Annotated in this window: 22 protein-coding genes and 1 riboswitch; of the genes, 8 read left to right on the plus strand and 14 right to left on the minus strand. The window is 72.3% G+C overall.

The window, feature by feature from the left end; genetic code table 11:
- The first annotated feature begins 134 nt into the window (after nt 1–134).
- Nucleotides 135–311: riboswitch (cyclic di-AMP (ydaO/yuaA leader) on the plus strand.
- Between the two features lie 7 nt (nt 312–318).
- Nucleotides 319–1,527 (plus strand): NlpC/P60 family protein, encoded by a 1,209-nt coding sequence (locus ACH4S9_RS30210; RefSeq protein ID WP_398374651.1) that lies wholly within the window; start codon nt 319–321, stop codon nt 1,525–1,527.
- Between the two features lie 76 nt (nt 1,528–1,603).
- On the opposite strand, the gene ACH4S9_RS30215 is transcribed toward ACH4S9_RS30210, so the two are convergent.
- On the minus strand, nt 1,604–2,251 hold the full coding sequence (locus ACH4S9_RS30215) for a L,D-transpeptidase (RefSeq protein ID WP_311724322.1): 648 nt from the start codon (nt 2,249–2,251) through the stop codon (nt 1,604–1,606).
- A gap of 167 nt (nt 2,252–2,418) precedes the next feature.
- On the minus strand, nt 2,419–2,772 hold the full coding sequence (locus ACH4S9_RS30220; protein ID WP_311724323.1) for a hypothetical protein: 354 nt from the start codon (nt 2,770–2,772) through the stop codon (nt 2,419–2,421).
- 319 nt (nt 2,773–3,091) lie between these two features.
- Between ACH4S9_RS30220 and ACH4S9_RS30225 the strand changes: the two genes are divergently transcribed.
- The gene (locus ACH4S9_RS30225) at nt 3,092–4,123 is read left to right on the plus strand and encodes an NlpC/P60 family protein (protein WP_398374653.1); all 1,032 of its coding nucleotides are present in this window, start codon (nt 3,092–3,094) and stop codon (nt 4,121–4,123) included.
- 48 nt (nt 4,124–4,171) lie between these two features.
- A complete protein-coding gene (locus ACH4S9_RS30230; protein WP_398374654.1) occupies nt 4,172–5,245 on the plus strand; it encodes a homoserine dehydrogenase in 1,074 nt (357 codons plus the stop codon).
- Nucleotides 5,246–5,275: 30 nt separating this feature from the next.
- On the opposite strand, the gene ACH4S9_RS30235 is transcribed toward ACH4S9_RS30230, so the two are convergent.
- Complete coding sequence (locus tag ACH4S9_RS30235; protein ID WP_311724326.1) at nt 5,276–6,334, minus strand: alpha-hydroxy acid oxidase; 1,059 nt, start codon at nt 6,332–6,334, stop codon at nt 5,276–5,278.
- A 205-nt stretch (nt 6,335–6,539) separates the two neighbouring features.
- On the opposite strand from ACH4S9_RS30235, the gene ACH4S9_RS30240 reads away from it, so the two are divergent.
- Nucleotides 6,540–7,223: a lipoprotein gene (locus tag ACH4S9_RS30240; protein WP_398374656.1), complete on the plus strand. Its 684-nt coding sequence runs from the start codon at nt 6,540–6,542 to the stop codon at nt 7,221–7,223.
- Nucleotides 7,224–7,288: 65 nt separating this feature from the next.
- Here the strand turns inward: ACH4S9_RS30240 and ACH4S9_RS30245 are convergent, their stop codons facing one another.
- The gene (locus ACH4S9_RS30245) at nt 7,289–7,990 is read right to left on the minus strand and encodes a TetR/AcrR family transcriptional regulator (RefSeq protein WP_398374657.1); all 702 of its coding nucleotides are present in this window, start codon (nt 7,988–7,990) and stop codon (nt 7,289–7,291) included.
- 107 nt (nt 7,991–8,097) lie between these two features.
- On the opposite strand from ACH4S9_RS30245, the gene ACH4S9_RS30250 reads away from it, so the two are divergent.
- Nucleotides 8,098–8,799, plus strand: coding sequence for an NAD(P)H-binding protein (locus ACH4S9_RS30250; protein ID WP_311724329.1), 702 nt, complete (start codon nt 8,098–8,100; stop codon nt 8,797–8,799).
- Nucleotides 8,800–8,823: 24 nt separating this feature from the next.
- On the opposite strand, the gene ACH4S9_RS30255 is transcribed toward ACH4S9_RS30250, so the two are convergent.
- The 3 genes from ACH4S9_RS30255 to ACH4S9_RS30265 all read right to left on the minus strand — a co-directional run bounded on the left by ACH4S9_RS30255 (nt 8,824) and on the right by ACH4S9_RS30265 (nt 12,690).
- Nucleotides 8,824–9,552, minus strand: coding sequence for a LuxR C-terminal-related transcriptional regulator (locus tag ACH4S9_RS30255; RefSeq protein ID WP_398374659.1), 729 nt, complete (start codon nt 9,550–9,552; stop codon nt 8,824–8,826).
- A complete protein-coding gene (locus ACH4S9_RS30260) occupies nt 9,549–10,820 on the minus strand; it encodes a PspC domain-containing protein (RefSeq protein ID WP_398374661.1) in 1,272 nt (423 codons plus the stop codon). Before ACH4S9_RS30260 ends, ACH4S9_RS30255 begins: the two co-directional genes overlap by 4 nt.
- Nucleotides 10,821–10,899: 79 nt before the next feature.
- Nucleotides 10,900–12,690, minus strand: a complete 1,791-nt coding sequence (locus ACH4S9_RS30265; RefSeq protein WP_398374662.1) for a protein kinase — start codon at nt 12,688–12,690, stop codon at nt 10,900–10,902.
- A 107-nt stretch (nt 12,691–12,797) separates the two neighbouring features.
- On the opposite strand from ACH4S9_RS30265, the gene ACH4S9_RS30270 reads away from it, so the two are divergent.
- Complete coding sequence (locus ACH4S9_RS30270) at nt 12,798–14,135, plus strand: PspC domain-containing protein (RefSeq protein ID WP_398374663.1); 1,338 nt, start codon at nt 12,798–12,800, stop codon at nt 14,133–14,135.
- Nucleotides 14,132–14,452, plus strand: coding sequence for a hypothetical protein (locus ACH4S9_RS30275; protein WP_385341069.1), 321 nt, complete (start codon nt 14,132–14,134; stop codon nt 14,450–14,452). The genes ACH4S9_RS30270 and ACH4S9_RS30275 overlap by 4 nt, the downstream gene beginning before the upstream one ends.
- Here the strand turns inward: ACH4S9_RS30275 and ACH4S9_RS30280 are convergent.
- The 4 genes from ACH4S9_RS30280 to guaA form a co-directional block, all read right to left on the minus strand.
- The gene (locus ACH4S9_RS30280) at nt 14,449–14,976 is read right to left on the minus strand and encodes a DoxX family protein (protein ID WP_358845353.1); all 528 of its coding nucleotides are present in this window, start codon (nt 14,974–14,976) and stop codon (nt 14,449–14,451) included. The genes ACH4S9_RS30275 and ACH4S9_RS30280 overlap by 4 nt on opposite strands.
- 102 nt (nt 14,977–15,078) lie before the next feature.
- Entirely contained in the window at nt 15,079–16,353 is a 1,275-nt protein-coding gene (locus ACH4S9_RS30285; RefSeq protein ID WP_311724632.1) for a hypothetical protein, read from the minus strand.
- Between the two features lie 91 nt (nt 16,354–16,444).
- Complete coding sequence (locus ACH4S9_RS30290; RefSeq protein WP_311724336.1) at nt 16,445–17,233, minus strand: class II aldolase/adducin family protein; 789 nt, start codon at nt 17,231–17,233, stop codon at nt 16,445–16,447.
- 161 nt (nt 17,234–17,394) lie between these two features.
- Complete coding sequence (gene guaA / locus ACH4S9_RS30295) at nt 17,395–18,981, minus strand: glutamine-hydrolyzing GMP synthase (RefSeq protein ID WP_311724337.1); 1,587 nt, start codon at nt 18,979–18,981, stop codon at nt 17,395–17,397.
- 848 nt (nt 18,982–19,829) lie between these two features.
- On the opposite strand from guaA, the gene ACH4S9_RS30300 reads away from it, so the two are divergent.
- Nucleotides 19,830–20,876 carry an LAETG motif-containing sortase-dependent surface protein gene (locus ACH4S9_RS30300; protein ID WP_358845288.1) on the plus strand — a complete coding sequence of 349 codons (1,047 nt, stop codon included), beginning with the start codon at nt 19,830–19,832 and terminating at the stop codon, nt 20,874–20,876.
- A 67-nt stretch (nt 20,877–20,943) separates the two neighbouring features.
- On the opposite strand, the gene ACH4S9_RS30305 is transcribed toward ACH4S9_RS30300, so the two are convergent.
- The 3 genes from ACH4S9_RS30305 to ACH4S9_RS30315 all read right to left on the minus strand — a co-directional run bounded on the left by ACH4S9_RS30305 (nt 20,944) and on the right by ACH4S9_RS30315 (nt 24,382).
- A complete protein-coding gene (locus ACH4S9_RS30305; RefSeq protein WP_398374665.1) occupies nt 20,944–22,326 on the minus strand; it encodes an ankyrin repeat domain-containing protein in 1,383 nt (460 codons plus the stop codon).
- A 97-nt stretch (nt 22,327–22,423) separates the two neighbouring features.
- Nucleotides 22,424–23,410: an aldo/keto reductase gene (locus ACH4S9_RS30310; protein ID WP_385345269.1), complete on the minus strand. Its 987-nt coding sequence runs from the start codon at nt 23,408–23,410 to the stop codon at nt 22,424–22,426.
- Between the two features lie 207 nt (nt 23,411–23,617).
- Complete coding sequence (locus ACH4S9_RS30315; protein WP_398374666.1) at nt 23,618–24,382, minus strand: TetR/AcrR family transcriptional regulator; 765 nt, start codon at nt 24,380–24,382, stop codon at nt 23,618–23,620.
- Nucleotides 24,383–24,493: the final 111 nt, after the last annotated feature.

Here is a 24,493-nt window from a genome sequence, read left to right on the forward strand (position 1 = left end):
GCACTGACAGCGTACGTGCGGATGTCACGAAACGGTTTCGGGACAATTCGAACACCAGGCTTCACATGAGCCCCACAAGCCCACTACCGTCCTCGATCAGGCGGTCCGGAACCCGTCGGCGACCGCGTCGACACGGGCTGTCTCCGCCGAGTCCGGTCCCGCCGCGAGGCAGCCGGAGCCGGGGACCCAGAGGCACCACTGGGGTGAATCGGACCATGTGGCGACGTCGGCCGTCACCATCCGGTCCGTAGGGCAGCCTTCCGACGCCCGAACCCGACAGCTAACCCGGTAGGCGGTCCACGGAAGGAGTCGCCTCCCTTGGCGTCGCACCGCAAGCCGCGGACCCGAATACTGGACTCGGCCACCGGCCGCCGCACCGCCGTCGGCGTCACGACGGCCGCCCTCGCATCCGTCACCCTCCTCTCCCAGACGGCGAGCGCCGAGCCCGGCAAGCCGAAGCCGTCGGTCGAAGAGGTCAAGAAGAAGGTCGACACCCTCTACCACCAGGCGGAGTCCGCCACCCAGAGCTACAACGCGGCCAAGGAGCGCACCGGCCGGCAGCGCGCCAAGGTCGACCAGCTCCTGGACAGCGTCGCCAAGCGCACCGAGAAGCTGAACGAGGCGCGGCGCACCCTGGGCAGCCTCGCGGCCGCGCAGTACCGCAACGGCGGCATGGCCTCCAGCGCCGCGACGCTGCTGTTCGCCTCGGATCCGAAGGGCATCTTCGACCAGTCCCATCTGATGGACCGGCTGTCCAGCGGGCAGAAGAAGGCCGTCGACGACTTTCTGACCCAACAGGCCACGGCCGCCAAGGAGCGCACCAAGGCCAGTGAGAGCCTGGCCACGCTGACCCGCTCGCAACAGGAGCTGAAGACCCAGAAGCAGACCGTCCAGGGCAAGCTCACCCAGGCGCGCCAGTTGCTCTCGAAGCTGACCGCGGAGGAGAAGGCGCGGCTGGCGGCGATTGAGAAGAAGAAGGAAGAGGAGGCCCAGCGCAAGGCCGCGGAGCTGGCGCGGCAGCAGCGGGAGGCGGCGGCGAAGCGACAGCAGGAGCAGCAGGCGCAGCAGAAACAGCAGGAACAGGCGAGCGGCTCCAGCTCTTCGGGGTCCGCCGGCTCGTCCGGGTCTTCGGGTTCGTCGGGCTCCTCGGGCTCTTCGGGTTCCTCCAGTTCGCAGACCACCAAGGCCGACAAGGCCATCGCCTTCGCGCGTGCCCAGGTCGGCAAGCCGTACGTCTGGGGCGCGACCGGCCCCAACTCCTACGACTGCTCGGGGCTCACCCAGGCCGCCTGGAAGGCCGCCGGGGTCTCACTGCCGCGCACGACCTGGGACCAGGTGAAGGTCGGCACGCGGGTGTCGACCGCCGACCTCCAGCCGGGCGATCTCGTCTTCTTCTATGACGACATCAGCCATGTCGGCCTCTATATAGGCGACGGAATGATGATTCATGCCCCGAAGCCGGGTGATGTGGTGAAGAAGGCGCCGATCACCGAGATGCCGATCTACGGCAGCGTCCGGCCGGCGTAGCGGCTTCCCGGGTCCCGGAGGGCGGTCGGCCCACCGGGACCCGGAACCCGTCTCCCGGGACCCGGGAGACGGTGGCTCAGGTGCCGGGCTTGCGGCCGTACACGTAGACGTCGTCGCCGTTCCGCAGCAGGCTCCAGTACTTCTTGGCGTCCGCCTTGCGCATGTTCACGCAGCCGTGGGAGCCGGGCGGCGACCACACGCTCCCCGAGATGGAGTGGAAGGCCTGGCCGCCGTCGAAGAACTGGCTGTACGGCATCGGGACGTCGTAGATCGTCGACCAGTGGTCGATGTTCCGCCAGTAGATCTTCTTCAGCCCGACCCGGGTCTCATACCGGTCGCGGCCGGTGCGCACCGGCACCGGGCCGTACACCAGCCGCGAGCCGTCCTGGATCCAGCTCAGCTGGCGCGTGAGGTCCACACAGGCGATGCGGCCCTTGTTGGTGGGGCACTTCCTCGCCTTGTTCGGGTTGTGCCCGGCCGCCTTCTGCGTGTTGATCAGGTTCATCACGCCCCAGGTGACCGGTCCCGCATAGCCGATGGTCGGGCTGATGCCGTGGTTGACCTGGAACTTCTGGATCGCGAGGCAGTCCGCCCGCGACTGCCGCCCGTCCACCGGGCGGCCCAGGAACTTCTCCACCTTCTTCTGATACGGCCCCGTGCTCGTCGTGCACGACGAGGCGGCCTGCGCCGGAGTGGCCAGCGCCACCGCCAGCGGCACCACCATCCCCGCTACCCCCAAGGCCACGCCTGTCCGGCGGCCCCACGCCGCAAGTACCCCCACTATCCGCTCCCTTCGGCTGCCTTGCCCGATGAGACACACAGTGGGGACAAAAGGTTGCGCGGAACCTGACAGGAGCGGTCAGGCCCCAAGGGCGGTGCTCAGGGCGGTGCTCAGGTCCACAGGACGGCGACGAAGATGTTGGCCGTGGTCAGCAGCCCGACCGTGCCGAGGGCCGCGGCCTCCACCTTCTCGTCGTCGCGCTTCACATAGACCAGCCCCAGGATCACGATCAGCAGCGCCAGCTTCACGCCGATCTTGATGTTGTTGACGCTGTTGTCGTCGGCCTGGTTGAGCCCCACCAGCGCGGCGCCGGTCACCAGCATGGTGAGAGCGCCGTGCAGCATCCCCGGGGTCATCCGGCCCTCGCCCGCGCGCATCGGCTTCAGCTGCGCCAGGAAGCCGCCGAGCAGCGCGGCGATACCGACGATGTGCAGGCCGACGAAAACATTGATGAGGACGTCCATGACCTTGGAGCGTAGTTGGGCCCATATCAGCCCCCGGCAACCGGGTGGGCCACTATCGCCGCTTCGATCACGGCCGCCCTCGAGTCATCGGCGGCCCGGGCGCCGGGCGGTCGGTTACGGGCATCGGGGCGCCGAATCCGTCCACTCCCGTTCATCGCACCGCCCGCCCGCGGCCGCCCGCCTAGCTTCCTCCTCCAGGTGGCAGTCCGCCTCCCGTCAACCGAGGGTCCCCGCCTCATCGGCGGGCTGCCGCCTGCCCGACATCAAGCAACAAAGCACGCAACAGCACGCGAGAACGTGAAGGAAGGTGGCCGCCGCCGTGGCGTCGCACAGGAAGCCCAAGCAGCGCTCGCTCACCGCCGGCACCGCCTGGACAGCCGCCGCCATCGCCCTCGCGGGGGCCGCCACCACCGCCTTGAGCGGCACCGGCCACGCCGAGACCCGCCTCACCCCCGCCCAGGTGAGGGCGAAGGTGGACCAGTACCAGCGGGAGGCCGAGGAGGCCAACGAGAGATACAACGGCGCGAAGGTGAAAGCGGACCGGGCCCGCGAGTCGTTCGACGACCTGCGCGACGAGGCGGCCCGCCGGACGGCGCGGCTGAACGCCTCGCGCAACGCCCTGGGCGCCTACGCCACCGCCCAGTACCGCTCCGGCACCATCTCCCCGACCCTCCAGCTCGCGCTCTCCTCCTCCCCCGGGCAGTATCTGCGGCGCGCCTCACTCGCCGACCACGCGGGCAGCCGCCAGGCCGCCGCCGTCGCGGGGCTGGCCCGCCAGAGCCGGGAGTTACGCCAGGTGCGCGGCGAGGCGCAGGACCGGCTCGACCAGTTACGCGGCGCCCAGGCGGCGCTCGCCCGCCACCGGGGCGCCGCCCGTAAGAAGCTCGCCGCCGCCGAGGCCCTGCTCGACCAGCTGACCGGCGAACAGCGCCGCCGCTACGAGGCCCAGGGCGCCCACGGCGCGGACACCGGGCTCGGCACCGCCCCGTACGCCCCCGTCTCCGGCCGCGCGGCCCGCGCCGTCTCGTACGCGTACGGGGCGCTCGGCAAGCCGTACGTCTGGGGCGCGACCGGCCCGCGCGGCTACGACTGCTCGGGGCTGACCCAGGCCGCCTGGCGGGCCGCCGGGGTAGCCCTGCCGCGCACCACCTACACCCAGATCAACGCGGGCCGGCGGGTCTCGCGCACCGAGCTCGCCCCCGGTGACCTGGTCTTCTTCTACTCCGGCGTCAGCCATGTCGGCCTCTACATCGGCGGCGGCCGCATGATCCACGCCCCGCGCCCCGGCGCGCCCGTCCGCGTGGCGCCGATCGACCAGATGCCGTTCTCGGGCGCGACCCGGCCCGCGTAGCGTTCTCCTGGATCAGCGTCGAGCCGCGCGCGAAGGAGACCCGCACCCGTGTCGGACGAAACCGTCGCCCAAAAGCCGGCCCCAGCGGCCGTCGTGCTGTCCGGCTACGGCCCGGTCGGCCGGGCGTACGCCGAGCACCTGGCCCAGCACGGCGAGGCCCTGGCACGCCGGTACGGGGTGCGGCTGCGCCTGGCGGCCGTACGGGCCCGCTCGGCCGAGTATCTGCCGCCCGCCGACGGGACGCCCACCGACGGGACGCCCGCCGACAGCACGGGCACCTGGGCGCCGCTGCCGCCCCGCTCCGCCTGGGGCCCGGCCCTGCCGCTGGCCGGGACGCTGGACCGTACGGGGGCCGGGGTGCTGGTCCAGTGCGTGCCGTCCTCCCCCGAGGTGTGCGACCAGGCGGCCGCCGAGGCGCTGCTCGCCCTGCGCCGCGGCGTGCATGTGGTCACCGCCACCAAGAGCCATCTCCTCAGCCACTGGCGGGAGCTGGGGCTCGCCGCGGCGGCGGGCGGCTCTCTGATCAGGATCTCGGGCGCCACCGGCGCCGCCCTGCCCGCGGCCGACCTGGCCAGGGCGGGCGTACGCGGCCTTGGCTGCCGCTCCATCCGCGCCTGCCCGAACGGCACCGCCACCTTCGTACTCGACCGCCTGGCGGCCGGAGACTCCCTGCCCGACGCGGTCGCCGAGGCACGGCGGCGCGGCATCGCCGAGGCCGATCCCAGCGCCGATCTGTCCGGCTCCGACGCCGCCACGAAGGCGCGGCTGCTGGCGGCCCTGCTGTGGGGGTGGGACGCCTCGGCGATCCGTACCGAGACCGAAGCGGTGGACGAGGGCGCGGCGCGGGCCGCGCGGGCGGCCGCCGCCTCGGACCACCGCCTGCGGGCGGTCGCGAGCGCGACCGCCGACGAGCCGCTGCTGGTCCGCGTCCGCCTGGAGCGGACCGCTCCCGGCGACCCGCTGCACGCGCTCACCGGGCCCGAGAAGGCCGTGGTCTACGGCTGCCCGGACGCGGGCGACATCACCGTGAGCGGCGGCCGCTCCAGCCCGCTCGGCGCGGCGCTCGCCATGGTCAAGGACACGCTGGACGTGGCCGCGCCGCGGCGCCTCGGCTTCGGGTGAGACGGGGCCACGGTGCCACGGGGCCCGGGCTCAGGCGACGAGGTCGGGGGTGAGCGCGGCCGGGTCCGCGGCGCCCAGCAGGGTCATGGTGTGGGCGAGTTCGGCGGTGAGCCGCTCCACGGCCTCCTGAACCGCGGCGGCCCCCTCCGTGGCCAGGCCCCACAGCGCCGGGCGGCCGACGAACACCGCGCGGGCGCCCAGCGCGAGGGCCGCGGCGATGTGCTCGCCGCGGCGCACCCCGCTGTCGGCGTACACCTCGACGCCGGTGCCCGCGAGCGCCTCGGCCACGCGCGGCAGCGCGGACGCCGAGGTCACGCTGCGGTCGAGCTGGCGGCCGCCGTGGGTGGAGACCACCACGCCCGCGCCCCCGTGGTCGGCGACGACCCTGGCGTCGTCCGCCCGCAGCACCCCCTTGACCACGACCGGGAGCCCGCTGGTCTCGCGCAGCCAGCCGATCAGGTCCGGCGTCAGGTCCGGTTCCGACTGGACCTCTTCGCGCGGGAGCACCTGGCGGCCCTCGAGGTTGACCAGGCGCACGGTCGGGTCGAGGTCGGCGGCGCGCTGCTTCTCGCCGCGGCGGCCGAGCACCGGCAGGTCGACGGTGAACAGCAGGGCGCGGGCGCCGTGGTGGGCGGCGCGCCGGACGAGTTCGGCGGTCAGGCCGCGGTCGCGGGTGACGTACACCTGGTACCACCAGGGCGCGCCCGACGCGGCGATGTCCTCGAAGCGGCTGGCGGTCCAGGTCGTCACGCCCAGCAGGGACCCGGCCCCGGCCGCGCCCTTGGCCATCTCCCGCTCCCCGTCAGGGTGGGCGTACTCCTGGCCCGCCATGGGCGCTACCAGCACAGGGGTGGCGACCTCGGTGCCCAGCACCGTCGTACGGGTGGCGACCCCGGACACCCGGCGCAGCACGTGCGGCAGCAGCCGCAGCGCGTCCCAGTCGCGCAGCCCCTCGTCCCGGGTGACGTCACGTACGGCGCCGGAGGCGTAGTAGGTGTAGGCGTGCGGCGGCAGGCGCCGCTCCGCTTCGGCCTCCCAGGTCTGCCACCACTCCGGTTCCGGTGCCGCCGACTCTCCCGCGGTGCCCATCGCTCGCGCCTCCTCCCGGCCCGCGGCCACAAGTCGCGGGCGGCTCAAGCACGTTATGCACAGGAGCGCGGGGACCGGAAACGTTTCGCCTCTGAGCGTTCCGGCCGGCCGTGCCACCCTCGGTCAATCGGCTTCCGTTCCGTATATGCTGCGGCGAATTTTCGATTTTTCTGTGCAGAAGGCGGGGAACAGCGCGATGCGTGGGATGCGCAAACCGGGTCGGGCGGCCGTGGGCGCCGCGGTGGCGATCGGTGTGATCGGCGTGTTCGGAGTACTGACGGGCTGTTCCTCGGACTCGAACGACGACGACAAGGGCGGCAAGAGCGGCAAGAACAGCGCCAAGAGCGGCGGCGGCGTCAAGACGGCGGCCGCGGGCGGCGAACTCGGCGGCCCGGACACGGCCTGCGCGCTGCCGGTGCGGTTCAGCCTCGCCAAGTCGTGGAAGCCGGAGGCGGTGAAGGAGCTGGAGGGGGCGGACCCCGAGCTGGGCTCCACGCTGCTCTCGCAGGGGCCGGTGACCCTGGTCTGCGAGATCGACGCGAAGCCCGCCGGGCACGTCGGCTTTCTGCGCGTCTGGACCGGGGACAAGGGCAAGGCCGCGGCCGGCGCCGAGCCCCGGCAGCTGCTGAAGGCGTTCATCGCCGAGGAGAAGGGCGTACGCGACGCCCGGTACAGCGAGGTGAAGGCCGGCGACCTGCCCGCCGCGGAGATCAGCTACATCCTCGACGTCCCCGACCTGGACGAGTCCAAGCGGGAGCGTGCGCTCGCGGTGGTGACCCCGAAGGGAGGTGTCGTGCTGCACCTCGGCGGGCTCGACAGCGAGGAGCACGACGCCATGCTGCCCGCGTACGAGCTGGCCAAGCAGACCATGGCACGCGCCGACGGCTGACAGGCAACAAGCAACTGGCGGCCCGGGAGACGGGCCCGGGCCGCCGCGGCGAAGCCGTGGCGCCGCTACGCGGGCAGGCCGAGGCCGCGGATCAGCTGGGCGACCTCGGCGCGGTAGATCTTGTCCGGGCGCGGGGTCTGGACCCGCATATGGCCGTAGATCTCCAGTGAGACCAGGCCGTGCAGATGGCCCCAGAGGCGGAGCGCGATGGCCACGGCGGCGGGCGGCAGGCCGGGGAACTCCTCGCGCACCTCGGCCGCGAGCTTGGGGTCGAAGTCCGACCACGCGAACTCGGCTTCCGGGTAGAGCGCCTTGGCGTGCGGCCAGGCCCCGGCGGCCAGGCCGGTCAGCCCGGCGCAGACGCGGTGTTCGGCCTCGGGCGCGGCGCTGCCCTCGGGCGCCCGGTAGCCGGGTACGGGGTCGCCGTAGATCAGCCGGAAGCCCTCCGGGCTGGTGAGAGCCCAGTCGCGGAAGGCGTTGGCCCAGGCCGCGATGCGGCCGGCCGGGTCGTCGGCGGGGCAGGCGTCCCGGGCGGCCTCCACGGCGTCGGCGAGCGAGGTGTACACGTCGCTGATCAGCGTGGTGACCAGGTCGTCCCGGGTGGCGAAGTAGCCGTAGATGGCGTTGGCCGTCATGCCCATCTCGCGGGCGATGGCCCGCAGGGTGATCGCGTCCGGCCCGCCCGAGGACATCAGCCCCAGCGCGACCTTCTTGATCTCGGCCGTCGTCTCGGCGCGCAGCCTCTCCCGCCGTCCTGTCGTACCCACGGGAGCACTCTACAGCGTCACAATCCTTGGTTTCCGTATAAAAACTTCACACCGTATAGTCACGGCACGCCATATAGAGCACGGCTCGCACAGGGGAGATTTCTGTCATGCGCATTGGAGTCATAGGCGCCACCGGCGGCATCGGACAGCGCGTCGTCACCGAGGCTCTCGGCCGGGGCCACCACATCACCGCGCTCACCCGCGACGCCTCCCGTATCGAGGAGGACCGCGAGAACGTGGTCTGGAAGAGCGTCGACATCTTCGACGCCGACGCCGTGGCGGCGGTCCTGCCCGGGCTAGACGTCCTGATCAGCGGCTTCCAGCCGGGCAACGCCGCCCGGGACCTCGCGGACACCGTGCGGCGCTCGATCGCCGACCCCACCGCGTACGCCACGGCGGCCACGTCGCTGCTGAAGGCCCTGGAGAGCCACCCCAGGACCCGGCTCATCGTGATCGGCGGCGCGGGCAGCCTGGAGATCAGGCCGGGCGTCACCCGCGCCGACTCCGACGAGGACCTGTACGCGACGCTGGACTCGATCGGCCTGCCCAGGGAGTACGCGGCCGCGGTCCGGGGCCACCGGGACGCCCTGAACGTGCTGCGCACCTCGAACCGGCTGTGGACCTACCTCAGCCCGGCCGAGGAGATCGCCCCCGGCGAGCGCACCGGCCGCTTCCGGCTCGGCGGCGACCAGCCGGTCCTGGACGCCGAGGGGCGCAGCCGCATCTCCTTCGAGGACGCCGCCGTCGCGCTGATCGACGAGGCCGAGCTGCCCCGGTTCGTCCAGCGGCGGTTCACGATCGGCTACTGAGGCCCGAGGGTCACACCAGGCGGGTCACACCAGGCGGCGGGCGGTCGCCCACCGGGTCAGCTCGTGGCGGTTGGAGAGCTGGAGCTTGCGCAGCACCGCCGAGACATGGCTCTCGACCGTCTTCACCGAGATGAACAGCTGCTTGGCGATCTCCTTGTACGCGTAACCGCGGGCGATCAGCCGCAGCACCTCGCGCTCGCGCTGGGTGAGCCGGTCGAGGTCCTCGTCCACCGGCGGGGCGTCCGTGGAGGCGAAGGCGTCGAGGACGAAGCCGGCGAGGCGGGGCGAGAAGACGGCGTCGCCCTCGGAGACCCGGAAGATCGCGTCGACCAGGTCGGTGCCGGTGATGGTCTTGGTGACATAGCCGCGGGCGCCGCCGCGGATCACCCCGATGACATCCTCGGCGGCGTCCGAGACCGACAGCGCCAGGAACCGCACCGGCCGGTCGGGGTCGGCCATCAGCGCGGCGCTGCGGCGCAGCACCTCGACGCCTCCGCCGCCCGGGAGGTGGACGTCGAGGAGGACCACCTCCGGCCGGGTGGCGCCGATCACCGTGACGGCCTGGTCGACGTCCGCCGCCTCCCCGACCACCTCGACGCCCGTGCGGGCCGTCTCCCCGATCTCGGCCTGGACGCCGGTCCGGAACATCCGGTGGTCGTCGACGAGGACGACCCGCACTCGGCGGCCCTCCGTCCCGTCCGCCGCCCCGCTCGCCCCGCCGGCCTCGTTCGCCGCCCCGCTCGCGTCGGTCATGTCGTCGTCGCCGCCCTCTCCATCTCCAGCTCCACTTCCGTGCCCCCGTCGGGCGCGGACCTCAGCCGCGCCGTACCGCCGTTGCGCCGCATTCTGCCGATGATGGACTCGCGCACGCCCATCCGGTCCTCCGGCACCGCGTCCAGGTCGAAGCCCGGGCCCCGGTCCCGTACGGAGATGAACACCGTGGCCCCCTCGACCTCGGCGAAGACCTGGACGGCCCCGCCGTCGCCACCGTACTTGGCGGCGTTGACCATCGCCTCGCGCGCCGCCTGGAGCTGCGCGGCCAGCTTCTCGTCCAGCGGGCAGTCGCCGACGACGACCACCTCGATCGGCACGCCGTGATGGTCCTCGACCTCGGCCGCGGCTGCCTTGACCGCCTCCGCCAGCGTGTCCGGCTCCTCCGCCTCGTCCTTGCCCCGGCCCTCCGGCCGGTACAGCCAGGCGCGCAGCTCGCGCTCCTGGGCCCGGGCCAGCCGGGCGACCTCGCGGGGGTCCTCCGCGTTCCGCTGGATCAGGGTCAGGGTGTGCAGCACGGAGTCGTGGACGTGGGCGGCGACCTCGGCCCGCTCCTGGGCGCGGATGCGCATCAGGCGCTCGTCGGAGAGGTCCTGGGCCATCCGCACCAGGTACGGGCCCGCGAGCAGCGCGATGCCCACCAGCACCGCGAGCGCGGCCTGGAGCACCGCGCCCAGGTGCTTGGCCGAGCCCTGGAGCACGACGATGCCCGTCACCCCGGCGCCGACCAGCACCACCCCGGCGGCCCCCCGCGCGATCGGCAGCACCTGCTTGCGGCGGCTGAGCTCGACCCACTGGGAGCGCCGCGAGTTGTCCGCCTGGCGCCAGACCAGGGCCACGCCCGCGCTGATCAGCAGCAGCGGCCAGACGTAGATGTTGGCGCGGCCCAGCTGGAAGTTCTCGACGAAGACGCCCATGCCGACCAGCAGCGCGAGCAGGGCGAAGACCTGCCCCTTGTCGGGCTTGCGGGCCAGAATGCGGCGGCCGCCCTCGGCGCCCCGGTCGGGGGCCGGGCGGGACGTCTCGACGCCGCCGAAGCCGAGCGGCACCACGAACCAGAACAGCGCGTACACCAGCGCGCCGAAGCCCTCGGCCATCAGCAGCGCGATGAACACGAACCGCACCCAGGACACCGGCAGCCCCAGATGCCCGGCGAGACCACGCGCGACGCCCCCGAGCATCCGCCCCTCGGCGCTGCGGTACAGCTTGCGCGGGGGCGGCTCGGCGGACGGGGGCGCGGCGGCGGTCATGCCCCGATCGTCACACGTCCGGCGGCATCCGGGCATCAGGGTCGCCCCTGATGGATCCCCGACGGGGCCGTCGGCAGGGTCAGGAGGAACTCTCCTCGATCTTGAAGCCCTCCTTGACGTTCTGGAAGACCGGCAGGTACGTCTCCCACTCGTCCGCGGGCGCGCTCAGGTAGAGCGCGTACGCCTTGCCGCCCTCCTCGCCGAAGCCGAGGTCGATGGCGCGGTACCAGCGCTCCCGCCCCTGGAACTTGAACTCCCAGATGGCCCCGGGCAGGCCCCGGTACTTCGTCTCCGACAAGCGCATCCGCTCGAAGACCGGATACTCCTGCTTCAGCTGGGTCTCGAGCCCCTCGAAGTGCTTCACAGGGTCGGGGCCCGCCGGGTCGATGACGTTGACCATCAGCCTGGCCTTCTGGGACGAGTCCAGGAATCTGACCTCCTGGGTGCCGTCCACCGTGCCCTGCGAGCTGTTGTCGGGCTGGCGGGTCCAGTCGTCCGGCACGGGGAGGGAGACGCCGAACTCCGTCAGCTCGACCCGGTGATACCCGTCGGGAAGGGGCGGGATCTTGTACGTCGGCGACGCCGACGCGCTGGTCGCGCTGTCGGAGGAGCCGGGCCGCCCCCCGTCGTCCTTGCCCCCGCCGAGGTCGACGCCCGACAGATACACCCCGGCCGCCACCCCGACCACGGCCACCGCGGCCACCGACGCGGTCCACACCGCCTTACGGCTGCGGCGGCCGCCGTGCGGGGGCGGCGCCGGGGGGTACGAGTTCACATGGGTGTGGCCGTACCCGGGCGTGGGCGTGGGCGTGTGGCCGTACCCGGGCGTCGGCGTCGGCGTGTGGCCGTACCCGGGCGTCGGCGTCGGCGTATGGCCGTAGCCGGGCGTCGGCGTGGGGGTGGGGGTGTGGGTGGGCGCGGGGTCGACCGTGGGCGTGGGTGCGGGCGTGGCCGCGGGCAGCTGGGTGGTGAGGGCCTCCGGGTCCGGCCTAGGCATCGACGTGGTCTCCGGCAGCCCCGCCGGGCCGCGCAGCGCGCGGTCGATCTGCTCCCCGTTCGGCCGGTCCTCGGGCTCCTTGGCCAGCAGCGCCTCGATCAGCCCGGTCAGCGGCCCGGCCCGCAGCGGCGGCTCCAGCGGGTCGACGGCGATCGCGTACCCGGTCTCGATCGGCGTGGCCTTACGGAACGGCGGCCGCCCCTCGACGGCCTGATACAGCGTCGCGCCCAGCGCCCACAGGTCCGAGGCGGGCCCCGGGGTCCGGCCCCTGATCCGCTCGGGCGCGATGAAGTCGATGGACCCGACGACCTCGCCGGTCTTGGTGAGCGTCGAGGTGCCGGTCGCCATGGCGATGCCGAAGTCGGTGAGCACCACCCGGCCGTCGTCGCCGAGCAGCACATTGCCGGGCTTGACGTCGCGGTGCAGCACCCCCGCCGCGTGCGCCGCCCGCAGCGCGGCGATCATGCCGCGGCCGATCCGGGCCGTCTCGTCGGGGCTGATGGTCCGGCCGCCCTTGAGCAGATCGCCCAGCGTGGTCGAGGGCACGTACTCCATCACGATGCACGGCAGCCCCGAGTCCTCCACGACGTCATGGACGACCACCACATTGGGATGGGCTATGCGGGCGGCGCTGCGCGCCTCGCGGCGGGTGCGCTCGAAGAGGGTGGAGACCTCGTCCTCGGTGAGGTGCGGAGAGATATGCAGCTGTTTCAGCGCGACCTGACGGTCGAGCAGTTCGTCCTGGGCCCGCCAGACCGTGCCCATGCCGCCGCGGCCGATCTGCACGGCCAGCCGGTACCTGCCCGCGATCAGCCGCCCTTCGTCTGACACTGTGTGCCCCTCCCGCTCCCCCGACTGCCATGGCCCCCGCATATGTTCGATGCGCCACGATAGCCGCCGCGGCCTCGGGGAAGATCTCAGGGAAGGCCCAGGGTTGTCACGGATACAGCCGCGCCCGGCGGCTTGTCACCATGGTGAGCATGACCGATGCACCCACCGCCACGGGCCCCGCCCCAGGCCCGGCCGCCGGCCCGGCCGCGTCCGGCGAGCCGCGGCCGCCGATGAGGGCGCCGCTGCGCCGCAGCCGCGATCAGAAAATGATCTCGGGCGTGTGCGGGGGGCTCGGCCGGTTCTGCGACGTGGATCCGGTGATCTTCCGGGTGGTGCTCGCCGTGCTCGCCGCCGCGGGCGGCTCCGGCCTGATCCTGTACGGCTTCTGCTGGCTGCTGGTCCCTCTCCAGGGCGAGGAGGAGAACGAGGGCCGCAGGCTGCTCTCGGGCCGCGTGGAGGGCCCGGCGCTCACCGCGGTGCTGTGCGCCCTGGTCGGCTGCGGGCTGTTCCTGTCCATGCTCAACAACGGCAACATGATCTATTTCTCCATCATGCTCGTCATCGCCGCGGCCGGCGCGGGCTACTGGTCCCGCCACCGCCTCCAGGTGGCCGGCGAGGGCTCGGTGGACCCGGCGACGGCCCAGGCGGTGGCCGACGCGCCCCCCGAGACCAAGGCCCCGCCGTCGGCCTGGGACGGCCCCTCCTGGTGGCGCGACCCGATCGTCAAGGACGGCACGACGGGCCTGGCCGGCCAGGCCACGGGCTATCTGTGGGGCCCCGACGACGGCTCGGACGGCGCCGCGTACGCCCCCCGGGGCATCGGGCGGTGGACGCCCCGCCGGCCGATGCGCAAGGCGCCCGAGTCCACGTCGATCGGCGGCTGGACGTTTCTGCTCGCCGTGGCGGCGGGCGTGGCGGGCGCGTCCCCGACATGGTCCTCCCGGCCGCTGGGCACCAGCCTGGAGATCGGGTTCGCCTGCGCCCTGGGCGTCCTCGGGCTCGGCCTCGTGGTCAGCTCCCGGTACGGCCGCACGGGCTCGGGCACCGTCGTGCTCGCGGTGGTGACCGCCGCGCTGCTGGCGGCCTCGGCCTGGCTCCCCAAGTCCGTCACCACCGACTGGTCGCGCCGCACCTGGGCGCCCGAGTCCGCGGCGGCCGTGCGCGGCTCGTACGAGCTGGGCGGGGGCGTCGGCGAGCTGAAGCTGGACCGCATGTCCCTGGAGAAGGGTCAGATCGTCACCACGCACGCCGAGGTCGGCGCGGGGAAGCTGGCGGTCACCGTGCCCAAGGACGCGCGGCTGGAGCTGACGATCCATGTGGGCCTGGGCGACATCCGGCTGCCGGGCGAGAAGAGCGACGACATCGACATCGAGCCGGCCCGGGAGCGTACGGTGACCGTGCCGCCGGCGGACGGACACACCGCGAAGGGCACGCTGCGGCTGGACCTGGAGATCGGCCTTGGCAATGTGGAGGTGAGCCGGTCATGAAGCGCCACGCCTTCGAGCCGGGCAGGCTGTTCGCCGGACTCGTCGTCCTCGGGGTGGGCCTCGCGTACGGCCTGGACGCCGCCGGGGAGTGGGACCTGCCGCCCCTCGCGGCCCTGCCCGTGACCGTGGGCGGGCTGTGCCTGGCGGGGCTCGTCTCGGCGCTCGCCTTCGGCGTCCGGCGGCACCGCGCCCGCCTCACCGAGGACGCCGCCCCGCCGCTGCGCGACCTGCCCATGGACGAGCTGCGCCGGCGCTACGAGTCGATGCCCGCCGACCGCCGCGACGCGGCACGCGAGCCCCACCAGGGCCGGGACTAGGTGAACAGCTGCGCGCCCTGGCGCCTGCGGCGCTTGGAGAGGGCCATGTCCAGCGACAGATAGGGCGTGCCCGCGAGGACCAGCGGCAGCCAGGCCATCAGATACGCCAGATCGTTTCCGTAGTAGTAGGGATCCGACTGCCAGCTGACCGTCAGCCACAGGCTCAGCGAGATGAGCGCGCCGCCGAACGCCGCCAGCCGCCCCAGCAGCCCCACGAGCGTGCCGAGCCCGGCCGCCAACTCCCCGAAGGCGATGATGTATCCGAAGGTCGACGGGTCCTTCAGCGACTGGTCGATCAGCCACGGCACCGCGGAGCTGTCGCGCACGTTCCGCATCAGCTCGCCGACCGAGCCGGTGCCGCTGTCGGCCAGGAAGGCCGAGTCCGTCAGTTTGTCGATCCCCGCGTAGACGAACGTCACCCCGAGGAAGATCCGCAGCGGCAGCAGGGCGTACCGCGCGGCGGAGTCCCGCCAGCCGCCGCCGTGCCCGCCGCCGCTGCCGCCTATGCCGCCCACGCCGCTCATACTGCCCGAGCCGGCCCCGACCGTTCTGTCAGCATGCCTCATGACGCCCGCCTCTCCCGTTGCCTCGTCAACAAAACCTTACGGAGGAAACGGGGAGGCGACTCAGTCCAGAACGTCAATCGGATAGCGGTTTGTCTCCGCCCCCGCCGCGGTGATCACCTGCACCTCGACCCGCCCCGGCTCCACGTCCACCGGCACCGGCACGGTCAGCACGGAGTCGGTCGGGTTGCTGAAGCCCCCCGCGACCGGCACCAGCGGGACCTGCACATGCACCGCCCCGATGCGTACGACCATCCGGGCGAGCCGGTCCGGCTCCTGCGCGCCCGGGGGCACGAAGCCGCTGCCGCGGATCTCGATGTCGTCGCCGGTGCGGATCGGCGCGTCCCGGTCGAAGCCGCCCTCCTCGGGCCGGACCCGGACCACCGAGAGCACCGTGGGCCGCCCGCCCTCCGCGTACTTCCCGGCCAGGTACATCAGAGCCGAGACGGCCGCCAGCAGCACGAGCCCCCAGGGCAGTTCGGGCAGGCTCCAGGGCTCGCGCGCCAGCAGCACCGCGGCGAAGACGAGCACCACCGCGTGCACCACCACGTACTGCGCGTCCGCGAGGCTGCCGCGGCCCGCGTCGTCGGCCAGCAGGTCGGCGGCGCGCGGGCGCAGCGCCCGGACCTTCTGGAGCCGCTGCGAGCGCACCCGCGCCGCCACCACCAGCCGGGCCGCCACCGCGGCCACACAGCTCAGGGCGGTGACGGTGAGCAGCCCGGCGGCGCCTTCCAGGGCCAGCCCGTCGGCCGCGCGCTCCGCCTCGCCCGGGGCGAAGGCCAGCTCGACGGAGAGCATCAGCACCGCGTAGACCGCGAACAGCACCCACGCGGCGGCCACGGCGCGCGAGGTGGACAGGCGGTTGTCCTCGCCGACCAGCGGGGCCAGCGGGCCGCCGCTGCCGCGGTGCAGCAGGGCGGCGAGGGTCAGCAGCACGGCGGCGAGCACCGCGACGACCAGGGAGGCGGTGCGCGCCGCAGACCAGCCCGCGCCGACCGCCGTGGCCAGCTGCCCGATCAGCAGCGCGCCGACCGCGCCCCACACCACGAACAGGGTGCGCCGCCGCACCGACCCGCCCCACGCGACGCTCTCGGCGCGGCCGGTGTCCCAGGTCGTCCTGGCCGCCTGCGTCAGCTCGTCCGACACCCACTGCCGGGAGGCCTCGGCGGAGTGCGCGAGCGCCGCCGGAAGGCCCTCTCCGGCGGCGAACCGGTCGCGCAGGGCCAGGAACGCGGCCACCGCCTTCCGGTGCCCGTCACGGGCGTGCTCAGGGCACTCGCAACCGCTGTGCGTATGCCGCTCTGCCGTCGTGGCGTCTTCCGCCGTGTTCACCGCCACGAGGCGCTCCCGCTCGTCGTTCTCTCGGGTCAGTCGTGCTTGTCCCAACTGACAAGTGTCAAGAGGGGATTGTGCCGTAACTCGGAGGGTCTCAGCTCAGCAGGTCCGGTTCACCGCGGGTGATCTGCTGGTACAGAGGTTGATAGTTGATCCAGGCGACCAGGTCGGTGCCCAGCTGCTCACGGGTCTGCGCGGCGTTCCGGTGGTCGATCAGGACCGGCTTGCCCGCGGCCTTCGCGGCCAGCTGCACCTGGCATGAGCGCTCCATCGCGATAAACCACCAGGCGGCCGCGTCGACCGAGCCACCGACCGTCAGAAGGCCGTGATTGCGCAGGATGAGGGCCTTGTGGGTGCCCAGCGCCTCCGCGATGTCCCGTCCCTCCGCCTCGTCCACGACCACGCCCGTGTAGCGGTCGTAGAGCGCGTGGTCCTCGAAGAAGGCGCAGACGTCCTGGGTGATGGGGTCGAGCAGCTCGCCGAGCGCCGACAGGGCGCGGCCGTACGGCGAGTGGCAGTGCGCGACGGCTGTGACGTCCGGCCGCGCCTGATGCACCTGGGAGTGAACGACGAACGCCGCCTGGTTGACATGGTGCCGCCCCTGGACGACCCGGCCCGCCTGGTTGACGAGGATCAGATCGCTGACGGTGATGTGGCCGAAGGACATCCCGAAGGGGTTCACCCAGAAGCAGTCGGCGTACTCCGGGTCCCGCACGGTGATGTGGCCCGAGACGCCCTCCTCGAACCCGTACCGCCCGAAGAGGCGCAGGGCCGCGGCGAGGCGCTCCTTGCGGTGGCGCCGCTCGTCCTCGACCGAGGTGTGCTGCGGCGGCAGGATGAAGTGCAACTGGTCGGTGGGGATCGGCTCCGGCGTCGGCGGCATCGGCGGCTCACTCCTTGGCGCACTGTGTGCTCTCAGGGCTCGGAGCGGAAGCTACCTGGGGGTATCACAGGACGCCAGAGCTGAGACAGGGCCGGAACGACGGCGACGCCGCCGCCCATGGAACGTGGGCGGCGGCGTCGGCGTCGATAGGGGTTACGGGGTCACTCCCACTCGATGGTGCCCGGCGGCTTGCTGGTGATGTCCAGGACCACGCGGTTCACCTCGTCGACCTCGTTGGTGATCCGGGTCGAGATCCGCGACAGCACGTCGTACGGCAGCCGCGACCAGTCCGCGGTCATCGCGTCCTCGGAGGAGACGGGGCGCAGCACGATCGGGTGGCCGTAGGTGCGGCCGTCGCCCTGCACGCCCACCGAGCGCACATCGGCGAGCAGCACCACCGGGCACTGCCAGATGTCCCGGTCCAGGCCCGCGGCGGTCAGCTCCTCGCGCGCGATGGCGTCGGCCTCGCGCAGCAGGTCCAGACGCTCCTTGGTGACCTCGCCGACGATCCGGATGCCCAGGCCGGGGCCCGGGAACGGCTGGCGCTGGACGATCTCGTCCGGCAGGCCGAGCTCCTGGCCGACCATCCGCACCTCGTCCTTGAACAGCCGGCGCAGCGGCTCGATCAGCTCGAACTCGAGGTCGTCCGGGAGCCCGCCCACGTTGTGGTGGGACTTGATGTTGGCGGTGCCGGTGCCGCCGCCGGACTCCACCACATCCGGGTAGAGGGTGCCCTGCACCAGGAACTCCACGGCCTCGCCCGCGGCGCCCGCCTCGGCGACCAGCTCGGCCTGGGCCTGCTCGAAGACCCGGATGAACTCCCGGCCGATGATCTTCCGCTTCTCCTCGGGGTCGGACACCCCGGCCAGCGCGGTCAGGAAGCGCTCCTCCGCGTCGACGACCTTCAGCTGGACGCCGGTGACCGCGACGAAGTCCTTCTCGACCTGCTCGGACTCGCCCTTGCGCATCAGGCCGTGGTCCACGTACACGCAGGTCAGCTGGTCGCCGATGGCCCGCTGGACGAGGGCGGCGGCCACCGCGGAGTCCACGCCCCCGGACAGGCCGCAGATCGCGCGCTTGGTGCCGACCTGCTCACGGATGGCGGCGATGGACTCCTCCACCACATTGGTGGTGGTCCAGCTCGGCTCGATCCCGGCGCCCCGGTAGAGGAAGTGCTCCAGCACCTGCTGGCCGTAGGTGGAGTGCATCACCTCGGGGTGGTGCTGCACGCCGTACAGCTTCTTCTCGTCGTTCTCGAAGGCCGCGACCGGCACCACGTCGGTGGAGGCGGTGACGGTGAAGCCCTCGGGGGCGGCCGAGCAGGCGTCGCCGTGCGACATCCACACGGTCTGCTCGGCCGGGGTGCCCTCGAAGAGCGTGGAGCCGGGCTTGGAGACGGTCAGCGGCGTCCGGCCGTACTCGCGGGCGCCGGTGTTGTCGACGGTGCCGCCGAGCGTGGTGGCCATCAGCTGGAAGCCGTAGCACATGCCGAAGACCGGCACCCCGGCCTCGAACAGCGCGCGGTCGACGCGGGGCGCGCCCTCGGCGTAGACCGACGAGGGGCCGCCGGACAGGATGATCGCCTTCGGCTTCTTGGCGAGCATCTCGGCCACCGGCATGGTGGACGGGACGATCTCGCTGTAGACCCGGGCCTCGCGGACACGACGAGCGATGAGCTGGGCGTACTGCGCGCCGAAGTCGACGACCAGGACGGTGTCGGGGGCGGCAGCAGGGGACGCTGATGGCACTTCGGCGGCCTTCCGGCGGTGGTGGCGGTGACTGAAGGGGGTTGGACCTTCGATTCTAACGGGCTCACCATCGACACTTTCCGGGCTCTTTGCGGGCACTTTCCGGGCTCGCGCCGTCACGCGTCGTCACCCGTACGCCACGTGACCGGGCCGTGAGCCGCTTCGTTGAGCCCGGTGTCCGCGCCAGCCAGGAGCGGCCCGGAAAAATCCACGCGTGGCTCAGATCCGCCGAGGCGATGAGACGTGCCCCCTGCGGTGATTCAGGCGGCGCGCGTCGTGGGACCTCGCTTCGGCGAGGTGACCGGTCAGCAGGGGACAGCAGCCCGGTCACCACCCCTAAAGAACGGTCGGCCCCGGGGACGCCCGGGGCCGACCGTATCCGGTCGAAATGGTTGCGCCGGGAGCGCCGCATCCACCACGATGCACATCAGGGAAGACGCCCCGGACCTCCCTACCGTCATTGGTCCGACCACGCGGGCGTACGCCCCCCTCCGACTTACCACGCGCACCACCCCGAAAGCCGACGGCACTCAAAGCCAGCGGCGCTCCCCCCGGCGCCGCCCTTCAGCACCGGCGCTGCCCTGACGCCGGTGCTGACCGCCTAGGGCCCCGGGGGCGCCCGTCCCGCTCGGGCGCCCCCGGGGCCCTTCGCCTTTCACGGTTCCAGAGATCCGTGACCTTGATCGGGTCTTTCTGTGACCATTCTGTGAGCAACCCCGAGGGCAACCTTTCGGCCAGCTGGCCGGTCATGTACGTGCAAACGCACGGCCAGACCGCGCCCCCACCGCGACGGCCTTCCACTGCGTGCCGCTGGCGACCAGCGGCACGATGGACCCAGAAGAGGTCTCATGAAGCTTCGCCGCGCCCTGGCGACCGCCGCAGCGACGGCCGCCATCGTCCCTGCCGCGCTGCTCGCGGCGCCCGCCGCCTTCGCGGACGAGCCGACGAACGAGCCCACCGCCACCGTCGAGCCGTCGGCCGACCCCACACCGACCACCCCGTCCCCGACCGACCCGACGGTCCCGCCGACCACCGAGCCGACCACGGACCCGACGGACACCAAGCCGCCGACCACCGAGCCCACCACGGACCCGACGGACACCAAGCCGCCGACCACTCCGCCCAGCACCGACACCCCCACGACCGCCCCGCCGACCGGCGACCCGACCGACGAGCCGACGCCGGGCGACGACTGCAACGACGACGGGTCGTACAACGAGGACCCCGACCTCACCACCACCATCTCCGGTCTGCCGTCCAAGGTCGTGGCCGGCAGCGGCTTCCACGGCTTCAAGTTCCAGGTCGAGAACGACTCGGACAAGGCCTTCAAGCGCGTGGACTTCGGTGTCTTCGCCGGCACCGCGGACTCCAAGCACCCCGACGGCACCGGCAAGTTCCTGACCCTCCAGTTCAAGGACCCGGAGAGCGGGGTCTGGAAGTCGATCTCCACCGACGAGAACGACCCGGCCGCCGGCTACCTCGGCTACACCGACGTGCGCGCCCACGAGACCCTCACCATCGACATGCGGCTGAGCGTCTCCGCCAAGGCCCTCGGTGACGGCTTCGGCTACGCGCTCACCTTCGGCGTGTACGCGGACGACGAGGGCAACTGCGTCTTCTCGACCGGCGACTACTACGAGTTCGACGTGCTGGCCGCCGGCTCCAAGCCCGGCCACGTCCCGCCGGCCGAGCCCAAGCCGGAGCCGCAGGGCGGCAAGAAGCCCCTGCCCAAGCCGCAGGGCGACACGAAGATCGACCCCAAGGGCACCCTCGCCGAGACCGGCTCCTCCTCCGCGCTGCCGACCATCGCCGTGATCGGCGGCGTCGCGATGGCCGCGGGCGCCGGTGCGGTGTTCGTGGTGCGCCGCCGCCGCAGCGGTGGCCTGGCCGCGTAACGCGTCGCCGTACCAGAAGGGGCCGCCCCCGCCCGGGGCGGCCCCTTCGCGCTCGGGGGGGAACTGCTCAGGGGGAGCCGGAGGCCGCGGCGCGGGCGGCCGTCAGGAGATCCACGGCTTCGGTGTTGCCGAGTTCACGGGCGATCTCCACCGGCGTATGGGCACGGAGTTCCGGCTTGAGCGCCGCGGGATCGGCCAGAACGGCCGAGGTGTCCGCGCCCGCCTCGATGAGCAGGCGCAGCCCCGTCGTGCCGCGGGAGGTCAGGGCCACATGGAGCGGGGTCACCCCCTTGGGGGTCCGGACATCGACGTCCGTGATGCGGGCGAGCAGCAAACGGAGGACTTCCTCGCGGGCCAGGTAGGCAGCCTTGTGCAAAGGGGTTACCCCGTCCACATCCCAGAAGCTTTGCCGGGACGGCTTGAGGGGGTCGGCGCCGGCATCGAGAAGGTCTTTCACGGTCTCGGGACGTGCGAAGCTGACCGCATCGCTCAAGGGGCCGGATCGCCATTGTGTCTCGGCGTTCGGGTCGGCGCCCGCTCCGAGCAACAGCCGGATGATGTCACTCGCTTCGGGCTCGCTGTTGGTGTGCAGGTAGTGGATCGGGGCGTCCCCTCTCTCGTCGGCCAGATTCGGGTCAGCACCTGCGTCGAGCAGCGCCCCGACGATGTCGCGCACGATGTCGTACGGCCCTGCCCAGCTGTTGAACATCGCGGTGAGGGCCGCGTGCAAGGGTGTACTGCCCGGAGCTATCGCACGTCCGAAGATGCGATCCCGGGGAACGTAAGTGGTCAGGGACCTGACCTCACCCACAACAGCGTTCGGATCGGCGCCCGCGCTCAGCAGGGCTTGCACCAGTTCGGGAGACCGGGACGAGAACGCGGCGAGGTGAAGTGGAGTCAGCCCCGAGGTGACGAAGCCGCCGAGCTTCTTCCGACGAGTGAGCGCTTCACGCACCACGGTCAGATCGCCGGCCGCACAGGCACGCGGAAAGCGGGACCTCGCCGACGGTGGCCGCGGCACCCTCAGCCCCGACAGCACAGCCGACACGAGTTCCCCGCCGTATACCGTCTGATCCCCCTCGTGGTCGACCTCGTACACCAGCGGGTCGCTCACGTCGGCAGCCTCGGCGAGATCGACGAGCAGGTAGTACTGCCCTTCGTTGTGGCCAACGGCGTACCACGGGCGGGGCTCGTCCTCCGCGACCAGGCCATCCTCGACCTCGCACTGCGAAGGCAGCCCAACGCTCCACTCGTACTCGTCGTTGGTACGCATGACGTGCTCTGCGGGCCAGCGCACCGCCAGTAACGCCTGAATCGACGGCGGCACGGCGTGCTCGCCCGCGGGCGTCGCCACGGTCCACTCGCGGGGTGCGAAATCCTCCGGGAGTCGGCCGTTGAGGCGCTCGATCTGCTTGAGCACGCGCGGATGCAGTACCTCTATGCCGCTCATCGTCCCCTGTCCTGGTGGTCGGCGAGATCTTCGGCGCAACCCTAGATCCGAGCAGTGACAGCGGAGAGCCCCGTGGCGAGCCGGCCGGAGGCGCTGTTCAGCCGTTGACGAAGGTGAGGCTGGTCGCGTCGTAGCGGGTGCCCGCGATCCGCTCGGGCGGGGCGGCGGCCTCGATGGCGGCGAGGTCCTCGGCGGACAGCTCGACGTCCAGGGCCGCGAGGTTCTCCTCCAGGTACCGCTGCCGCCGGGTGCCGGGGATCGGCACCACGTCGTCGCCCTGGTGCTGCACCCAGGCCAGGGCGAGCTGACCGGCGGTGACCCCCTTCGCCTCGGCCAGCTCGTTCAGCTTCGCGACGATGGCCAGGTTCCGTGCGAGGTTGCCGTCGGCGAAACGCGGCTGGGTCCGCCGCATATCGGTCTCCTCCAGCCCCTCGACCGAGGTGTACCGGCCGGTCAGGAAGCCGCGTCCGAGCGGGGAGAACGGGACGAGGCCGATGCCCAGCTCGCGGCAGACCGGGGCGATCTCCGTCTCCAGGTCACGGGTCCACAGCGACCACTCGCTCTGGAGCGCGGCGATCGGGTGCACCGCGTGCGCCCGCCGGATGGTCTGCGCACCGGCCTCGGACAGCCCGAGGTGGCGGACCTTACCGGCCCGCACCAGCTCGGCCATGGCGCCGACGGTCTCCTCGATCGGCACCTGCGGATCGACCCGGTGCTGGTAGTAGAGGTCGATGTGGTCGACCCCGAGCCGGCGCAGCGACGCCTCGCACGCCTGCCGCACGTAGGCGGCGTCGCCGCGGATCCGGGTGGGCTCGCCCAGGCGGTTGGCGAAGCCGAACTTCGTCGCCAGCACCACCTCGTCACGGCGCCCGGCGATGGCCCGCCCGATCAGCTCCTCGTTGTGCCCGACGCCGTAGTAGTCGGAGGTGTCCAGCAGGGTCACCCCGAGGTCGAGGGCGCGGTGCAGGGTCGCGATCGACTGCTCGTCGTCCGCGGCGCCATAGGCGTGGCTCATGCCCATGCACCCCAGGCCCTGCGCGGAGACCGCCAGTTCGCCGAGGCGTCGGGTGGAAACGTCGGTCATGCTGCTGCCTCCAGGGCTGTGACTCCTGTGCTCCGAACCGTCTGCCCAAGACGCTAAGGGTTGGAGTGCGCTCCAAGTCAAACAGGTTTTCGATGGACCGGGTCGCCTCGGATGGGGCGGCCCCTTCGCGCGTGCGGGGCATGCGACGCACCGGTGGGATGGCGACGCGCGGCGGCGGTGGGGACCGGCGAGAGCCGTGACACCCCCTCAGGAGTCGGGGCCCTCGCCCTCGACCCGGACGGCGACGCCGTCGAGGATCAGCTCCAGCCCGAGCGAGAAGTCCGCGTCGGCGATCGCCTCATCGGGGGTGTCCGACGGCGGTGCCTCGAACAGCGTCGAGGAGAACAGCCGGGCCGTCTCGGGGAAGCGCTCGGGCTCGACGAGCCGCGCCAGCGCGCGACCGTATTCGCGCTCGGCGTCGGCCTGCCCCTGGCCCTCGGCCCTGCCTTCGGCGAGTTCGCTGTACTGCCGCACGGACTGGACCACGTAGCCGCTGATCAGCGATAGGACGCCAACCTTGTGCGCCCAGTCGAGGCGGGTGCGGGACATGATCGCCAGGGCGGCCTCCATCCAGGCGATCTGGTTCGGTCCGGAGGGTGGTCCGGAGGTGGGCACGCGCGTCAGCCACGGCCGACGCCGGAAAACCGCCCGCTGCGCGAAGGCCCAGCCGCGCAGCCCTTCGCGCCAGTCGTCGGTGTCCATGGCCGGCGGCGCACCCAGGGCTGAGTCGGCCATGAGCGTGAGCAGCTCGTCCTTGGATCCGACGTACCGGTAGAGCGACATCCCCGTGAAGCCGAGGCTCTTGGCGACCTTGGGAAGCGTCACGCCGCCGAGGCCGTCGCGGTCGGCGATCTCCACCGCCGCGGCGACGACCAGGTTGACGTCGAGGACCGCGGGCCGCCCGAGACGCGAGGACTCCGAGATCCCCCACAGCCGGCGCAGCGGCGCCGGAATGAAGTCCTCGCTGGTCATGGCTCCCTCGTCCGTCCCGGTCGATGAGGCCCATCATGCCAGATCCAGCGCACCTGTTGCATTTAGTATGCCCGTGATACTTTCTCCAAGAAACTAAAGCCGGGATCTCGG

The organism is Streptomyces sp. NPDC021225, assembly GCF_044332865.1.
In the GTDB taxonomy this organism is placed as follows: domain Bacteria; phylum Actinomycetota; class Actinomycetes; order Streptomycetales; family Streptomycetaceae; genus Streptomyces.

Coding starts and splice junctions, on each gene's coding strand:
- ACH4S9_RS30240 (WP_398374656.1), top strand. CDS start 6,540: ATGCGCAAACCGGGTCGGGCGGCCGTGGGCGCCGCGGTGGCGATCGGT.
- ACH4S9_RS30265 (WP_398374662.1), bottom strand. CDS start 12,690: ATGCGGGGGCCATGGCAGTCGGGGGAGCGGGAGGGGCACACAGTGTCA.
- ACH4S9_RS30250 (WP_311724329.1), top strand. CDS start 8,098: ATGCGCATTGGAGTCATAGGCGCCACCGGCGGCATCGGACAGCGCGTC.
- ACH4S9_RS30280 (WP_358845353.1), bottom strand. CDS start 14,976: ATGAGCGGCGTGGGCGGCATAGGCGGCAGCGGCGGCGGGCACGGCGGC.
- ACH4S9_RS30300 (WP_358845288.1), top strand. CDS start 19,830: ATGAAGCTTCGCCGCGCCCTGGCGACCGCCGCAGCGACGGCCGCCATC.
- ACH4S9_RS30270 (WP_398374663.1), top strand. CDS start 12,798: ATGACCGATGCACCCACCGCCACGGGCCCCGCCCCAGGCCCGGCCGCC.
- ACH4S9_RS30305 (WP_398374665.1), bottom strand. CDS start 22,326: ATGAGCGGCATAGAGGTACTGCATCCGCGCGTGCTCAAGCAGATCGAG.
- ACH4S9_RS30220 (WP_311724323.1), bottom strand. CDS start 2,772: ATGGACGTCCTCATCAATGTTTTCGTCGGCCTGCACATCGTCGGTATC.
- ACH4S9_RS30255 (WP_398374659.1), bottom strand. CDS start 9,552: ATGACCGACGCGAGCGGGGCGGCGAACGAGGCCGGCGGGGCGAGCGGG.
- ACH4S9_RS30310 (WP_385345269.1), bottom strand. CDS start 23,410: ATGACCGACGTTTCCACCCGACGCCTCGGCGAACTGGCGGTCTCCGCG.
- ACH4S9_RS30275 (WP_385341069.1), top strand. CDS start 14,132: ATGAAGCGCCACGCCTTCGAGCCGGGCAGGCTGTTCGCCGGACTCGTC.
- ACH4S9_RS30315 (WP_398374666.1), bottom strand. CDS start 24,382: ATGACCAGCGAGGACTTCATTCCGGCGCCGCTGCGCCGGCTGTGGGGG.
- ACH4S9_RS30260 (WP_398374661.1), bottom strand. CDS start 10,820: ATGACCGCCGCCGCGCCCCCGTCCGCCGAGCCGCCCCCGCGCAAGCTG.
- ACH4S9_RS30290 (WP_311724336.1), bottom strand. CDS start 17,233: ATGCCGCCGACGCCGGAGCCGATCCCCACCGACCAGTTGCACTTCATC.
- ACH4S9_RS30215 (WP_311724322.1), bottom strand. CDS start 2,251: ATGGTGGTGCCGCTGGCGGTGGCGCTGGCCACTCCGGCGCAGGCCGCC.
- ACH4S9_RS30235 (WP_311724326.1), bottom strand. CDS start 6,334: ATGGGCACCGCGGGAGAGTCGGCGGCACCGGAACCGGAGTGGTGGCAG.